The organism is Roseivivax lentus, from assembly GCF_900156805.1.
Classification (GTDB): Bacteria; Pseudomonadota; Alphaproteobacteria; order Rhodobacterales; family Rhodobacteraceae; genus Roseivivax; species Roseivivax lentus.
On record NZ_FTOQ01000003.1, the window covers coordinates 91,869 to 106,573 of the forward strand.

The following is a 14,705-nucleotide window of genomic DNA, read 5'->3' on the forward strand; positions in this document are numbered from 1 at the left end:
TGCGTCAGACCAAGACGGTCAAGTGCCCGGAATTGCAGATGACAATCAACTGCCCGCCGCATTCCACCAAGTGAAATCCGCGCATGCGCACCTCGCGCTTGAAGGCTTCCCGACCGATCATCCGATCGACGTCCCGGACCGAACGCCGCACGACGCCTCCTTTCGCAACGGCCTGGGCCCCGAACAATTGAGCCAGCCATTGCTCCCGGGTCGGAGGAGCTGTGACACGGTGCATCTGCATGCACCGACGTTACCGTGCGCAGGGTTAAGGCAAAGTTAAGCAGGCCGGGGTGTCAGCAGGCTGCGGAACATCTTTTCCACATGCGTCCGGGCGCGTTCCCACCCGGCGGAGGAATGCCCGACGAGCACGCCGACCTGCGCTTCAAAATCGGCGTAGTGCTGGGTCACCGCCCAAATGGTGAACAACAGATGCTCCGGATCGACGGCGGCGATCTCGCCTTGATCGATCCATTGCCGGATCAGCGCGCATTTTGCGTCGAACAGAGGCTTCAGCCCGGCCTCCAGATGCGGACCCATCCGCGGCGCGCCCTGCAGGATTTCATTGGCGAAGAGCCGGCTTTCGCGCGGCATGCGGCGGCTCATCTCCAGCTTGGTCAGCACGTAGGACATGATCGCCTCGAGCGGCTCATCCGCATCGTCCAGGGCCTCGAGCGGGGCCAGCCATTCCTGCATCAGCGTGTTCAGCAGCGCCACGTGAATGGCTTCCTTGCTGTCGAAATAATACAGCATGTTGGGCTTCGACATGGCCGCACAATCGGCGATTTCATCGAGCGTCGCTCCGCGGAACCCTTGCGCCGAGAACACCTCGAGCGCGGCTTCCAGAATGCGCTGGCGGTTGCGCTGTTGGATGCGGCTCAGCGGCTTTTCCGCGCCATGAGGGTCTTGCGGCGGGACAGCTGTGGCCATGAACGGGATCCTGGTGATGCGTGAGTGGTCAGAGACTGGGCAGAGGCAGGTCAGTAAGTGCCCGGCACGACGTTCCGGGAAGAAGAGACGGGCGCCGCCGCTTGACAGGGGGGCAGACGGTTGCAATCGTGACTTGACCAAATGGTAAAAAACCAGACGGGGTGCGGTCAAGCGCTCCGCGGCAGATCGACAGGGGCAGGATATGGCGGCACCGGGCGAAAATCTCAGGATCAACGGTGACAGGCTGTGGGACAGCCTGATGGAGATGGCCAAGATCGGCCCCGGCGTCGCAGGGGGCAACAACCGCCAGACGCTGACCGATGCCGATGCCGAAGGCCGCGCGCTGTTCCAGTCCTGGTGCGAAGCGGCCGGTTGCACGATGGGGCTCGACCAGATGGGCAACATGTTCGCGCGGCGCGAGGGCACCGAATCCGAGGCGCTGCCGGTCTATGTGGGCAGCCATCTCGACACGCAGCCCACGGGCGGCAAATACGACGGTGTACTGGGGGTCCTCGGCGGGCTCGAGATCCTGCGCACGCTGAACGATCTGGGCATCAAGACCAAGCACCCGATCGTGGTCACCAATTTCACCAACGAAGAGGGCACGCGCTTCGCACCGGCCATGCTGTCCTCCGGCGTCTTTGCGGGCATTCACGATCAGGATTGGGCTTACGCGCGCACCGACGCCGCGGGCAAGACCTTCGGCGGTGAGCTGGAACGCATCGGTTGGAAGGGCGACGAAGAGGTGGGTGCGCGCAAGATGCACGCCTTCTTCGAACTGCATATCGAACAGGGCCCGATCCTCGAGGCCGAGGAAAAGGATATCGGCGTCGTGACGCATGGGCAGGGGCTCAGCTGGACCCAGATCACCGTGACCGGCAAGGACGCGCATACCGGTTCCACCCCGATGCCGATGCGCAAGAACGCAGGCCTCGGCATGGCGCGCATCCTGGAGAAGGTCGAAGAAATCGCCTGGTCGCACGCACCTCACGCGGTGGGGGCCGCGGGCCATATCGACGTCTATCCCAATTCGCGCAACGTGATCCCGGGCAAGGTCGTCTTCACCGTCGATTTCCGCTCGCCCGAGCTTGCGGTGATCGAGGACATGGAGACGCGTCTGCGCATCGAGGCCCAGAAGATCGCCGACGACATGGGGCTCGAGATCGAATTCGAGAAAGTGGGTGGATTCGATCCCGTGACCTTCGATGCTGGCTGCGTCACGGCGGTGCGCGCTGCTGCCGAGCGGCTGGGCTATTCGCATCGCGACATCATCTCGGGCGCGGGTCACGATGCCTGCTGGATCAACCAGGTCGCGCCCACGGCGATGATCATGTGCCCCTGCGTGGACGGTCTTAGCCATAACGAGGCCGAGGAGATTTCCAAGGACTGGGCGGCAGCGGGCGCGGATGTGCTGATGCATGCGGTGGTGGAGACGGCGGAGATCGTGGAGTGAAACTGGATGAGTTCGTGAAGCAGACGCTCATTGATATCACAAAGGGCGTTGCAGACGCTCAGGAAGATGCGCTGCTCTACATCGCGCCTGGATACGTCAATGGAGACAGGCAAGATGCTCAACAAACGGTATCTTTCGAGGTGGCGGTTACGGTGAATTCTGAAGGCGGGGGTGGAATTTCAGTGTTTTCTCTAGGCGAGCTGAAGGGAAAGCACGCCCAGGAAACTGCAAACCGTATCTCTTTCGAAGTGCCAGTCTATTTTACCGCTCCGACGATAAAAAATCGTCGACACCCTAAAAATGAAGGGCCGCTTGATCCAATCGACGACTTGCTCCCCATAGCCGAAAAGGAATCGAAATAGTGTCCAAGGTTATCAAGAACGGCACAATCGTCACCGCCGACCGCACCTGGAAAGCGGACGTCCTGATCGAGGGCGAAACCATTTCCCGTATCGGCGAGGACCTCAAGGGCGACGAATATATCGACGCCGAAGGGGCCTATGTGATCCCTGGCGGCATCGACCCGCACACGCATCTGGAGATGCCCTTCATGGGCACCACTGCCGCCGAGACCTTCGAGACCGGAACCTGGGCCGCAGCCTGCGGCGGCACCACGATGCTTGTCGATTTCTGCCTGCCCGGCGCGGATGGCTCGATCAAGAATGCGATCCAGGAATGGCACCGCAAATCCGCGCCGCAGATCTGTTCCGATATCGGCTATCACATGGCGATCACCGGCTGGAACGAGACGATCTTCAACGAGATGAAGGACGCCGTCGATATGGGCGTCAATTCCTTCAAGCATTTCATGGCCTACAAGGGCGCGCTGATGATCGAGGATGACGAGATGTTCGCCTCGTTCAAGCGCTGCAAGGAACTGGGCGCGCTGCCCATGGTGCATGCGGAGAACGGCGATATCGTCGCCGATCTGCAGCAGGAAATGCTCGAGAAGGGCATCACCGGGCCCGAGGGGCACGCCTATTCGCGCCCGCCGGAGGTCGAGGGCGAGGCCGCCAACCGCGCCATCATGATCGCCGATGCGGCGGGCGTGCCGCTTTATATCGTGCATGTCTCCTGCGAGCAGGCGCACGAAGCGATCCGCCGCGCGCGCCAGAAGGGCATGCGCGTCTACGGCGAGCCGCTGGCGCAGTTCCTGACGCTCGATGAGAGCGAGTATTTCAACAAGGATTGGGACCACGCCGCGCGCCGCGTGATGTCGCCGCCCTTCCGCTCGAAAGAGCATCAGGACGGGCTCTGGGCGGGGCTTCAGGCGGGCAGCCTGCAGGTGGTGGCGACCGACCACGCCGCCTTCTCGTCCGAGCAGAAGCGCATGGGCGTGGGGGATTTCACCAAGATCCCCAACGGCTCCAATGGGGTCGAGGAACGCATGGGTGTCCTTTGGACCGCGGGGGTCGAGACGGGCCGGCTGACCATGAACGAGTTCGTCGCCGTGACCTCCTCCAACGTGGCGAAGATCCTCAACATCTACCCCAAGAAGGGCGCGCTCGTGGAGGGGGCGGACGCGGACATCGTCGTCTGGGATCCGTCCATCACCAAGACGATCAGCGCCTCGAACCACCATTCGATCCTCGATTACAACGTGTTCGAGGGCTTCGAGGTCAAAGCCCAGCCGCGCTACACGCTCTCGCGCGGCGAGGTGATCTGGGCCTGGGGCCAGAACAGCCAGCCGCAGCCCGGACGGGGCCGCTTCGTGCCGCGCCCGGCCTTCCCCTCGGCCCATACGGCGCTGTCGAAATGGAAGGCGCTCACCGCGCCCAAGATGATCCAGCGCGATCCGATGAACATTCCGGCCGGGATTTGAGGCGGCGCTTTGCGGGTGGATATAAGCGAGAGCGCAATCGCAGCGCGCTATGCAGAATGCGGAAACAGCTTGGGCTGGCGGTTGCTGGCTGGCCCCAAAAAAGCAATGTCAGGTGAAAAGATCGCCTTCATTGGCCTGAATCCGGGTGGCAGCCGTGATGAACCGGGCCACGCCAGGTATTCTGTGGAGAACGGGAGTGCTTACGAGATCGAGAGTTGGGCGGGGTATTGTCCAGGCCAAGCGCCGCTTCAAAAACAGGTCTTGGCACTCTTTCGGAAATTGGACGCGTCCCCGAGAGACGTTTTGTCTGGCAACCTCGTCCCCTTTCGCTCGAAATCTTGGGCAAGCCTCAAGAACAAGCGCGCGGCCTTGGCCTATGGAGAAGCACTGTGGACAAGCATCCTTGCTCAGGCCAAGCCACGCCTGGTGATCACAATGGGGGCCGTGGTGAATCGTAGAATCTGCCGGGTTCTTGGGGGCAAACCTGATATGCGCGCTTCCCTCGGATGGGGCACCGTCAAAGGTTTCAGAAACATTTTCGATGGCGGAATCCATATTGGACTTCCGCACCTTTCGCGCTTTGCGATCATCGACAGACCGGCATCGGAACAAGGCTTGTCCGATCTCTTCGGGAAAGACTGGATGCAGTGACAATAATCTCCGCGAAAGACCTCAATCTCACTTTCCAGACCAATGACGGTCCGGTTCATGCGCTGAAGGACGTGAACCTCGATGTCTCGAAGGGCGAATTCGTGTCCTTCATCGGGCCTTCGGGCTGCGGCAAGACCACCTTTCTGCGCTGCGTGGCGGGGCTGGAGACGCCGACGGGCGGCACGCTTACCGTCGATGGCATGACGCCCGACGAGGCCCGCCGCGCGCGGGCCTATGGCTACGTGTTCCAGGCGGCGGGGCTTTATCCCTGGCGCACCATCGGCGGGAATATCCGGCTGCCGCTTGAGATCATGGGCTATTCGGCGGCCGAAAAGGACCGGCGGGTGAAGGAGACGCTGGAGCTCGTGGACCTGGCCGGGTTCGAGCAGAAATATCCCTGGCAGCTCTCGGGCGGCATGCAGCAGCGCGCCTCGATCGCCCGCGCGCTCAGCTTCGACGCGGATATCCTCTTGATGGACGAGCCCTTCGGCGCGCTCGACGAGATCGTGCGCGACCGGCTCAACGAGGAGCTTCTGCGCCTCTGGGCGCGGACGGAAAAGACCATGCTCTTCGTCACCCATTCGATCCCCGAGGCGGTTTATCTCTCGACCAAGATCGTGGTGATGTCGCCGCGTCCGGGCCGGATCTCGGACGTGATCGACAGTCCGCTGCCGAAAGAACGCCCGCTCGATATCCGCGACAGCCGCGAGTTCATCGAGATCGCCCACCGCGTCCGCGAAGGGCTGCGCGCGGGCATGGAGGCGGCATGACGCCCGTGACCGTCGAAACCGCTGAGCCGGACGATGCGGCAGGCTGTGCGGCCATCGTCAACGATTGGATCGACAGGACCGACTGGATGCCCCGGATCCATACGAGAGCCGCGGTGGTGGACTATTACCGCAGGCATGTCCTGCCGAAACGGCTGGCGAAAGTGGCGCGCCGTGGCACCTTTGGGACGGTTTCGGGATTTCTCGCGCTCGAGGAAGAGGCAGGGCTCATCACGGATCTCTATTGCGCGCAGCCGGGCCGAGGCATCGGACGGCGTCTGCTGGAAGCCGCCCGAACGCAGGCAGACGCGCTGCGCCTCTGGACCTTCGTTGCGAATGAGGGCGCGCGGCGCTTCTATGCCCGCGAGGGGTTCAAGGAAGTCCGCCGGACCGATGGAGACAATGACGAGCGCCTGCCGGACGTTCTGCTGACCTGGGAGCGCGCGGCATGAGCGACACCGCGCCCATCGCGGGGCAGGGGGCGGGGGTCGGCCGGTCGGGCCGCGTGGCGCTCTTCTCGCGCGCGCTGGCGGGCGGGCTTGCCCCGGTGCTGACCGTCGTGGCGGCGCTCATTGCCTTTTGGTATCTTGCCTGCATTCCCATGAACGCCGCGCAATCGGTCCTCGACGCGTCGCGTGCGGGCGCCGTGGTCAGCCCGGAAAGCCCCGCCGAGCGCCGACAGATGGGTGGGCTCGCGCTGGCCCTGGGCAATCCCGGCATCGCGTTCGAGGGGGCCTACAGCCAGGAGCGCGCGCGGCTGCCCGCGCCGCACCAGGTCGCGGCAGAGCTTTGGAATTCCACCGCGCGAATCGCGCCCACATCCCCGCGCAGCCTGATCTACCATGCCTGGGTGACGCTGTCGGCCACGGGCCTCGGGTTTCTGATCGGCACGGGCCTCGGCATCCTGCTGGCCGTGGGGATCGTGCATTCCCGCGTCATGGACATGTCGGTGATGCCCTGGGCCATCGTCAGCCAGACCATCCCGATCATCGCCATCGCGCCGATGATCATCGTCGTGCTCTATTCCATCGGCATCCAGGGGCTGGTGCCCAAGGCGGTGATCTCGGCATATCTCTCGTTCTTCCCGGTGATCGTCGGCATGGTGAAGGGGTTGCGTTCGCCCGATGCGATGCAACTCGATCTCCTGGCGACCTACGGGGCCAGCAAGCCCGAGACGTTCTGGAAGCTGCGCTTGCCCGCCTCGACGCCCTATCTCTTCGCCTCGCTCAAGATCGGCTTCGCCGCGGCGCTCATCGGCGCGATCGTGGGCGAGTTGCCCACCGGGGCGACCGCTGGGCTGGGCGCGCGGCTGCTGGCGGGCAGCTATTACGGGCAAACCGTGCAGATCTGGTCGGCGCTCTTTGCGGCTGCGATCCTCGCGGCGCTTTGCGTGGGCCTCATCGGCATGATCGAACGCGCGCTGCTCGGCCGGATGGGCATGCGGCGATGAGGGCGTTTGCGTATTTGCAAAGAGGCAAGACAGGGGGCGCGGCATGGGCCTGATCGCGATGGCGCTGGCCCTTTGGGCGGCGGGATGGATGCTGAACGTGCGGCTGGCCACGGGCCCCGTCGCGCAGACCCGCGCGGCGCAGCTTGCCGTGCCGATCATCTTCGGCCTGACGCTTCTGGGCATATGGGAGCTGGTGGTGCGGGGCCTCGACGTGCCGGGCGTGATCCTGCCCGCGCCCACCGCGATCGCCGCGACCTTCGCGGCGCAAATCGACCTGCTCTGGCAGGATTTCGTGCAGACCTTCGTCAAGGGCGCGCTGTCGGGCTTCGCCATGGGCTGTGCGGCGGCCTTCGCGGTGGCGATCCTCGCGGACCGGACGGAGTTCCTGCGCCGGGGCATCCTGCCCGTGGGCAATTTCATGGCCGCGCTGCCCATCGTCGGCACCGCGCCCATCCTCGTGATGTGGTTCGGCTTCGACTGGCAGTCGAAGGCGGCGGTGGTCGTGGTGATGGTCTTCTTCCCGATGCTGGTGAACACGGTGGCGGGGCTGCAGGATACTGCAGCCATGCAGCGCGACCTCATGCGCACCTACGGGGCCAGCTACCTGCAGACATTGATCAAGCTGCGCCTGCCCGCCGCGATGCCCTTCATCTTCAACGGCTTGAAGATTTCCACCACGCTGGCGCTGATCGGCGCCATCGTTGCGGAATTCTTCGGCTCCCCGATCATGGGGGTCGGATTTCGCATCTCGACCTCGGTGGGGCAGCTTGCGCTCGACATGGTCTGGGCGGAGATTGTCGTGGCGGCGCTGGCCGGCACGCTGTTCTACGGCGCGGTCGCCGCCCTCGAAAAACGGGTCACGTTCTGGCACCCGTCGCATCGACGCTGAGACGTCGGGCGAGAAGCCGGGACCCACATGGAGGTACTACATGAAGAAGACACTTATCGGTGCGGCTGCGGCCCTGGGGATGATGGCGCCTGCCGTCCAGGCCCAGGATCTGGACGAAGTCACCTTGCAGCTGAAATGGGTCACCCAGGCCCAGTTCGCGGGCTATTACGTGGCCGAGGCCAAGGGGTATTACGAGGAAGAAGGTCTCGACGTCGAGATCAAGCCGGGCGGGCCGGACATCGCGCCCGAGCAGGTGATCGCGGGCGGCGGGGCCGACGTGATGGTGACCTGGATGGCCGCGGGCCTTGCCGCGCGGGAACGCGGCGTGCCGCTCGTGAACATCGCACAGCCCTTCGCCACGGGCGGGCTGCAGCTGACCTGCCTCAAGTCCACCGGCGTCGAGAGCCCGGACGATTTCCCGGGCCGCACGCTGGGCGTCTGGTTCTTCGGCAACGAATATCCGTTCTACGCCTGGATGGCGCAGCTCGGCATCGAGACAGACGGCGCGGACGAGAACGGCGTCACGGTGCTGAAGCAGGCCTTCAACGTCGATCCGCTCCTGCAGGGGCAGGCCGATTGCATCTCGACCATGACCTATAACGAATACGGCCAGGTGTTGGATGCCGGCTATGCGCCGGAAGAGCTGGCCAATTTCAACTATCTCGAACAGGGCGTCGGCATGCTCGAGGACGGGCTCTACGTGCTCGAGGAAGACCTCGCCGATCCTGCCTTCGAGGACAAGATGGTGCGCTTCGTGCGGGCCTCGATGAAGGGCTGGAAATACGCCGAGGAGAACCCCGAGGAGGCCGCGCAGATCGTCGTCGACAACGACATGACCGGGGCGCAGACGCTCGATCACCAGACCTACATGATGGGCGAGGTGGCCAAGCTGACCGCGGGCTCCAACGGCGCTCTCGATCCGGCGGATTACGAACAGACCGTTGCGACGCTGCTGTCTGACATCTCCGAGGACAACCCGGCGATCACCCAGGAGCCCGAGGGCGCCTGGACGCACCAGATCACGGATCAGGCACTGAACTGATCCCGTCCATCCGGGCAAAGACTGCATGGCCGCCGCGCGGGACGTCCCGCGCGGCGGTCTTTCGTGTCTGCCCCCCCGCATCCATCGGCATGTTACAGCCCCCTCGCGCGGCTTTGTTGCCCGGGGCCTTGCCATTGCGGCGCTGCTCGCCTCTCGTCGGGCTGAGCAATCCGGAGGCCCCATGTCCGACACCCGCACCGCCGATATCCTCGCGCGTCGCCTGCACGATGCCGGGTGCCGCCACGCCTTCGGCATGCCCGGCGGCGAGGTTCTGACGCTGCTCGATGCGCTGCATCAGGCGGGCATTGCCTTCCATCTCGTGAAGCATGAAAACGCCGGCGGGTTCATGGCCGAGGGTGTGCATCACGTCGACGGCGCGCCCGCGCTTCTGGTGGCCACGGTCGGACCCGGCGCGCTCAACGCGGTGAACGTGGTGGAGAACGCGCGGCAGGACCGCGTGCCGATGATCGTCGTCACCGGCGCCATCGATGCCGATACGGCGGCGCGTTACACGCACCAGGTGCTGGACCAGCGCGCGGTCTTCGGCACGGTGTGCAAGGCGAGTTTCACGATGGTCCCCGGCGCCGCCGAGGTGATCGTCGACAAGGCGCTGGCGATCGCCACGGACGGGCGCCCGGGTCCGGTGCATATCGACCTGCCCATCGCCGTGGCCGATGCGCCCGCGAAAGCCGCACCCGCCCTGCGCCGCCGCGCCGCCATGCCGCTGGCCCCCGCGCCGGGTGCGGATCTGGACGCGGCACGCCGGGCTTTGGCCGAGGCCAAGCGCCCGCTGATCGTCGCCGGGGTCGATGCGGTCAATGAGGGCGCCGCCGATGCGATCCGGGCTGCGGCCGAGACGCTCAACGCGCCGGTCATCACCGCCTACAAGGGCAAGGGGCTCATCGACGAGGATCATCCGCTGGCCCTTGGCGGGGCGGGGTTGTCGCCCAAGGCCGATACGCATCTTCTGCCGCTTGTGCGCGAGGCGGATGTGGTGCTGCTGGCGGGGTACGATCCCATCGAGATGCGGCCCGGCTGGCAGGATGCCTTCGATCCCGACGGCCAGATCGTGATCGACATCGCCGCCGCACCCAACACCCATTACATGCATCAGGGCAGCGTGAACGTGCTGGGCCATGTGGGCCCGAGCCTCGCCGCCCTGACCGGGGGCGCGCCGACCGCGACCGGCTGGGGAAGCCGTATCGCCGAGGTGCAGGCGGCACTGGCGGAGGCCTTCGCGCCCGAACCCGACTGGGGCCCCGGCGTCGTGATCGACACCTGCCGCCGCGTTCTGCCGCGCGACACCCGCGCCACCGCCGACAGCGGCGCGCATCGCATCCTTCTGTCGCAGATGTGGCGCTGTCACGCCCCGCGCGGGCTGGTGCAATCCTCGGGCCTTTGCACGATGGGTTGCGCCGTGCCGCTGGCCATCGGGCTGAAACTCGCCGCCCCCGAAGCGCCGGTCGTCAGCTTCTCGGGCGATGCGGGCTTCCTCATGGTCGCGGGCGAACTGGCCACCGCGGCGGAAATGGGCGTGGCCCCGATCTTCGTCGTCTTCGTCGACCGGTCGCTTGCGCTCATCGAACTCAAGCAGCGCCAGCGGCAGCTTGCCAATACTGGCGTCGATTTCGGCGGCACGGATTTCGCGGGCCTTGCGCGCGCGATGGGCGGGCAGGGTGCGCACGTGTCGGACCGCGCCGGGCTGGAGGCTGTGCTGACCGACGCGCTTGCGGCGCGGACCTTCACCGTGATAGCCGCCGAGATCGACCGGAGGGCCTATGACGGACGCCTCTGACCGCCCGGGCGCGCTTGACGGGCTGATCGTCTGCGACCTCACGCGCATCCTTGCCGGGCCCACGGCCACGCAGCTGATGGGCGATCTGGGCGCCACGATCCTGAAGATCGAGAACCCCGGCACGGGCGGCGACGACACCCGCGCCTGGGGGCCGCCCTATGCGGAGACCCGGGACGGGCAGAGCGACCTCTCGGCCTATTTCATGGCCGCCAACCGCAACAAGCATTCCATCGCCGCGGATATCGCGTCCGAGGCGGGCGCGGCGCTGGTGCGCGAGATCGCCATGCAGGCGGACGTGGTGATCGAGAATTTCAAACCCGGCGGTCTGGCGAAATACGGCCTCGATGCCGATACGCTCTGCGCCGCGCGGCCCGATCTGGTCTATTGCTCGATCTCGGGTTTCGGGCAGACCGGGCCGAACCGCCATCTGGCGGGCTACGATCTGATGGCGCAGGGATATGGGGGCATCATGTCGCTGACCGGTGCCCCGGACGGCCCGCCGATGAAGGTCGGAGTGGGCATCGCCGACGTGATGTGCGGCATGTACGCGACGGTCGGCATCCTCGCGGCGCTGCGCCACCGTGACCGCACGGGGCAGGGCCAGCATATCGATCTGGCGCTGGTCGATGCGCAGATGGCCTGGCTCATCAACGAGGGCACGAATTTCCTCACCTCCGGCACGGTGCCCGAACGGCGCGGCAACGCGCATCCCAACATCGCGCCCTACGACGTCTTCGCCTGCGCCGATGGGCATGTGATCCTCGCGGTGGGCAATGACGGTCAATTCGCCCGCTTCGCCGGAGCGTTGGGCCGGCCCGACCTCGCGGGGGATCCGCGCTTCGCAACGAATCCCGCCCGGCTGAAGAACCGCGCGGATCTCACGACAATTATTACAGAAATCCTCGCGCCGCTGGCACAATGCGACATCCTTGAGCGCCTCGCCGGCGAAACCGTGCCGGCGGGACCGATCCATAACGTCGCGGAAGCGCTCACGTCCGATCAGGCGCGGGCACGCGGTGCGGTGGTGGAAATGGCGCATCCGGAATGCATCAAGGAATCGGTGCAACTGCTTGGAAATCCGTTGAAGTTTTCCCAGACACCGGTGCAGTATCGCACGCCCCCGCCGCGCATGGGACAGGACAGCGCCGCCGCGCTCGATCTCCTGCGTTCGGCCATCCTTCGCCGAAACCGCGGCTGATCTCCGCTCAAGGCGATTTCACAAATCCGCGTCTTGCCAGCTATGTGACCTGCTCGAGGGGGCGCCCGGCAATAGGGTGACGCCAGAGATGAACAGCGATGCGGGACAATCGATGACACTGGACACATGCAACGCCGAAACCGATTTCGACGATCCCGCGGCGATGCCTGCATGGAACGCGATGATCCGTGCCTTCCTGGCCCATGGCCAGAGCGCGCCCGATCACCTGGCGGAGGTGCTGCGCCTGTCGCCGGGATCGGTGCTGGCGCAATCGGCCAAGGGGCTGTTCTGCCTGATGCTGGGACGGCGCGAGATGGTGGCCGCGGCGCAGGACGTGTCGCGGCAGGTCGCCGTCCTGCTCGAAGAGGGCGCGGCGCCCGAACGCGCCCGCGCCTATGCCAGTGCCCTGTCCGCGTGGCTCGAAGGGCATCCTTCGGGCGCGGTTTTCCATCTCGACCGGGTGCTCGCCCGCAACCCCGCCGACACGCTGACGCTGAAGATCGTGCATGGCATCCGCTTCATCCTCGGCGATGCGCCGGGCATGCGGCTCTCGGTCGAAAGTGCGCTGGCCGCCCATGGCGAGGATCATCCGCTGCGGGGCTTCGCGCTTGGCTGCCATGCCTTCGCGCTGGAGGAAACGGGCGCCTACGCGGCGGCCGAACGGGCCGGGCGCGCCGGGCTCGCGCTTGCGCCGGACGACGCCTGGGGGCTGCACGCGGTGGCCCATGTCCACGACATGACGCACCGGCCCGATCAAGGCATCGCGCTTATCGAGGAGAACCGGCGCGCCTGGGATCACTGCAACAATTTCCGCTACCATGTCTGGTGGCACAAGGCGCTGCTGCATCTCGACCGGGGCGAGGTCGACCGGGTGCTGGCGCTTTACGACGACCGGATCCGCGCCGACAAGACCGACGATTACCGCGACATCTCGAACGCGACCTCGCTGCTGATGCGGCTCGAGCTCGAGGGCGTGGCCTGTGGCGGACGCTGGGCGGAACTTGCGGATCTGGCCGAGGCGCGGCTGTCGGATGCCTGTCTCGTCTTCGCCGATCTGCATTACATGCTGGCCCTGTCCGGAGACGGCCGGCCCGATGCCGCGCGGCGGCTCGCGGCGCGGGTTGCCAAGAGCGGCGCGGGCACGCCGGAGACCGCGCGCATCGCGGCGCATCCCGGCGAATTGGCCGCCCGCGGCCTCGCGGCCTTCGGAGAGGGGCAATATGCGCCCGCCTTCGCCGATCTGCGGGCTGCGCGCCACCACATGCGCGGCATCGGCGGCAGCCACGCGCAACGCGACGTGTTCGAACGGATCACGGTCGATGCGGGCGTTCGCGCGGGCGCCCTCGATGCAGCGGCGGCGATCCTGTCCGAGCGCACAGCGCTGCGCGCGGGCCGCCCGGATCGCTTCGCCGAGAGCCGCGGCGCCGCCATCGCCGAGGCCCGCCGCAACGCCGCCCTTTACGCTGCGCAATAAACCGGTCAGGACCTCCGCATTCCAATGAGCCTTGCAGACCCGACATTGACCGCCCGAAGCCAACCCGCGAAGGATCACAGCGTGGCCGCCTCTGCCGCGATCCGCGATCCGCGGCTCGATTTCTTCCGCGGCATCGCGATGTTCATCATCCTGATCGCCCATGTGCCCGGCAACTGGCTGGCGCTGTGGATCCCGGCGCGGTTCGGCTTTTCGGACGCGACCGAGATCTTCGTGTTCTGCTCCGGCATGGCGTCGGCCATCGCCTTCGGCAAGGTCTTCGCGCAGCGCGGCTGGGGGCTCGGTGCCGCCCGCGTGGCGTTCCGCTGCTGGCAGGTCTACTGGGCCCATATCGGCCTGTTTCTCGCCATCGCGATGACCATGGCCGCGCTCAACGCCTCGGGCGCCTTCGAACGCGATTACGTGGGACAGCTGAACCTCTATCCGTTCTTCAACAACCCCGAGCAGAACCTCATCGGGCTGATGACGCTGACCTACGTGCCGAATTACTTCGACATCCTGCCGATGTATCTCGTGATCCTCGCCATGATGCCCGCCTTCGTGGCGCTGGTCTGGGTGCATCGGGGCCTTGCGGCGCTGGTGGTGATCACGATCTGGGCCTTCGCGCAGGCCGACATCCTGTATTTCCCGGCCGAGCCCTGGTCGGCGCGGGAATGGTTCTTCAACCCGTTCGGCTGGCAGCTGATCTTCTTCACCGGTTTTGCGCTGATGTCGGGCTGGCTGCCCGCGCCGCCCGTCGACCGGCGGCTGGTCGTGCTGGCGCTGGTGATCGTGCTCGGCACCGTGCCTTTCGCGCATTTCCGCCTTATCGGGGCCTGGGATTACGCGCAGCTCTGGCGGGCGCAGTACGACCTCCTGATCGCCAAGACCGATTTCGGGCTGCTGCGCTACGTGCATTTCCTGGCCCTCGCCTATCTCGCCTGGGTGGCGGTCGGTGCGCGCGGCGCGCGGCTGATTCCCTCCGAGACCGGCGGCGCGCTTGCGGCGCTCTGGCGGCGGAGTCTCGCCGTCATCATGAAGGTGGGTCAGCAATCTCTCGCCGTTTTCATCACCTCGATGTACCTCGCGCGGCTCATGGGGGCGGTTCTCGACGTCACCGGCCGGAACCACTTGTCGATGCTGCTGGTTAACCTCTTAGGCGCGCTGGTCCTGGTGGCCGTGGCCTACGGGGCGGGGTGGTTCAAATCCCAGCCCTGGCGCAAGGCGAAGGGATAATCCG

The 14,705-nt window shown here is 65.8% G+C and carries 15 protein-coding genes; 13 read left to right on the forward strand and 2 right to left on the reverse strand.

All coding sequences use genetic code 11. From position 1 onward, the window contains the following. Positions 1–4 precede the first annotated feature (4 nt). Positions 5–151, reverse strand: coding sequence for a hypothetical protein (locus BW990_RS22205; protein ID WP_234990185.1), 147 nt, complete (start codon positions 149–151; stop codon positions 5–7). A gap of 125 nt (positions 152–276) precedes the next feature. Further along, positions 277–927 (reverse strand): TetR family transcriptional regulator C-terminal domain-containing protein, encoded by a 651-nt coding sequence (locus tag BW990_RS07395; protein ID WP_076446575.1) that lies wholly within the window; start codon positions 925–927, stop codon positions 277–279. Positions 928–1,129: 202 nt separating this feature from the next. Between BW990_RS07395 and BW990_RS07400 the strand changes: the two genes are divergently transcribed. The 13 genes from BW990_RS07400 to BW990_RS07450 all read left to right on the forward strand — a co-directional run bounded on the left by BW990_RS07400 (position 1,130) and on the right by BW990_RS07450 (position 14,701). After that, entirely contained in the window at positions 1,130–2,380 is a 1,251-nt protein-coding gene (locus BW990_RS07400; protein WP_076446577.1) for a Zn-dependent hydrolase, read from the forward strand. Beyond that, positions 2,377–2,742 (forward strand): hypothetical protein, encoded by a 366-nt coding sequence (locus tag BW990_RS21265; RefSeq protein WP_143526110.1) that lies wholly within the window; start codon positions 2,377–2,379, stop codon positions 2,740–2,742. Before BW990_RS07400 ends, BW990_RS21265 begins: the two co-directional genes overlap by 4 nt. Beyond that, entirely contained in the window at positions 2,742–4,202 is a 1,461-nt protein-coding gene (gene hydA, locus BW990_RS07405) for a dihydropyrimidinase (RefSeq protein WP_076446579.1), read from the forward strand. The genes BW990_RS21265 and hydA overlap by 1 nt, the downstream gene beginning before the upstream one ends. A gap of 15 nt (positions 4,203–4,217) precedes the next feature. Next, complete coding sequence (locus BW990_RS22210; protein ID WP_143526111.1) at positions 4,218–4,853, forward strand: hypothetical protein; 636 nt, start codon at positions 4,218–4,220, stop codon at positions 4,851–4,853. Beyond that, a complete protein-coding gene (locus BW990_RS07410) occupies positions 4,841–5,623 on the forward strand; it encodes an ABC transporter ATP-binding protein (protein ID WP_076447109.1) in 783 nt (260 codons plus the stop codon). Before BW990_RS22210 ends, BW990_RS07410 begins: the two co-directional genes overlap by 13 nt. Beyond that, positions 5,620–6,072 carry a GNAT family N-acetyltransferase gene (locus BW990_RS07415; RefSeq protein ID WP_076446581.1) on the forward strand — a complete coding sequence of 151 codons (453 nt, stop codon included), beginning with the start codon at positions 5,620–5,622 and terminating at the stop codon, positions 6,070–6,072. Before BW990_RS07410 ends, BW990_RS07415 begins: the two co-directional genes overlap by 4 nt. Then, positions 6,069–7,070 (forward strand): ABC transporter permease, encoded by a 1,002-nt coding sequence (locus tag BW990_RS07420; protein ID WP_083950509.1) that lies wholly within the window; start codon positions 6,069–6,071, stop codon positions 7,068–7,070. The genes BW990_RS07415 and BW990_RS07420 overlap by 4 nt, the downstream gene beginning before the upstream one ends. Before the next feature lie 43 nt (positions 7,071–7,113). Beyond that, entirely contained in the window at positions 7,114–7,959 is an 846-nt protein-coding gene (locus BW990_RS07425; protein WP_076446583.1) for an ABC transporter permease, read from the forward strand. A gap of 40 nt (positions 7,960–7,999) precedes the next feature. Then, entirely contained in the window at positions 8,000–9,001 is a 1,002-nt protein-coding gene (locus tag BW990_RS07430; RefSeq protein WP_076446588.1) for an ABC transporter substrate-binding protein, read from the forward strand. Positions 9,002–9,182: 181 nt separating this feature from the next. Then, positions 9,183–10,796: a thiamine pyrophosphate-binding protein gene (locus tag BW990_RS07435; RefSeq protein ID WP_076446590.1), complete on the forward strand. Its 1,614-nt coding sequence runs from the start codon at positions 9,183–9,185 to the stop codon at positions 10,794–10,796. Next, complete coding sequence (locus BW990_RS07440) at positions 10,780–11,994, forward strand: CaiB/BaiF CoA transferase family protein (RefSeq protein WP_076446592.1); 1,215 nt, start codon at positions 10,780–10,782, stop codon at positions 11,992–11,994. Before BW990_RS07435 ends, BW990_RS07440 begins: the two co-directional genes overlap by 17 nt. A gap of 112 nt (positions 11,995–12,106) precedes the next feature. After that, positions 12,107–13,468 carry a tetratricopeptide repeat protein gene (locus tag BW990_RS07445; RefSeq protein WP_076447113.1) on the forward strand — a complete coding sequence of 454 codons (1,362 nt, stop codon included), beginning with the start codon at positions 12,107–12,109 and terminating at the stop codon, positions 13,466–13,468. A 24-nt stretch (positions 13,469–13,492) separates the two neighbouring features. Beyond that, positions 13,493–14,701 carry an OpgC family protein gene (locus BW990_RS07450; protein WP_076446594.1) on the forward strand — a complete coding sequence of 403 codons (1,209 nt, stop codon included), beginning with the start codon at positions 13,493–13,495 and terminating at the stop codon, positions 14,699–14,701. Positions 14,702–14,705: the final 4 nt, after the last annotated feature.

Excerpts from the sequence above, each read along its gene's own strand:
- BW990_RS07395 (WP_076446575.1), bottom strand. The coding sequence starts at position 927 with ATGGCCACAGCTGTCCCGCCGCAAGACCCTCATGGCGCGGAAAAGCCG.
- BW990_RS07400 (WP_076446577.1), top strand. The coding sequence starts at position 1,130 with ATGGCGGCACCGGGCGAAAATCTCAGGATCAACGGTGACAGGCTGTGG.
- BW990_RS07415 (WP_076446581.1), top strand. The coding sequence starts at position 5,620 with ATGACGCCCGTGACCGTCGAAACCGCTGAGCCGGACGATGCGGCAGGC.
- BW990_RS07420 (WP_083950509.1), top strand. The coding sequence starts at position 6,069 with ATGAGCGACACCGCGCCCATCGCGGGGCAGGGGGCGGGGGTCGGCCGG.
- BW990_RS07425 (WP_076446583.1), top strand. The coding sequence starts at position 7,114 with ATGGGCCTGATCGCGATGGCGCTGGCCCTTTGGGCGGCGGGATGGATG.
- BW990_RS07430 (WP_076446588.1), top strand. The coding sequence starts at position 8,000 with ATGAAGAAGACACTTATCGGTGCGGCTGCGGCCCTGGGGATGATGGCG.
- BW990_RS07435 (WP_076446590.1), top strand. The coding sequence starts at position 9,183 with ATGTCCGACACCCGCACCGCCGATATCCTCGCGCGTCGCCTGCACGAT.
- BW990_RS07440 (WP_076446592.1), top strand. The coding sequence starts at position 10,780 with ATGACGGACGCCTCTGACCGCCCGGGCGCGCTTGACGGGCTGATCGTC.
- BW990_RS07445 (WP_076447113.1), top strand. The coding sequence starts at position 12,107 with ATGACACTGGACACATGCAACGCCGAAACCGATTTCGACGATCCCGCG.
- BW990_RS07450 (WP_076446594.1), top strand. The coding sequence starts at position 13,493 with ATGAGCCTTGCAGACCCGACATTGACCGCCCGAAGCCAACCCGCGAAG.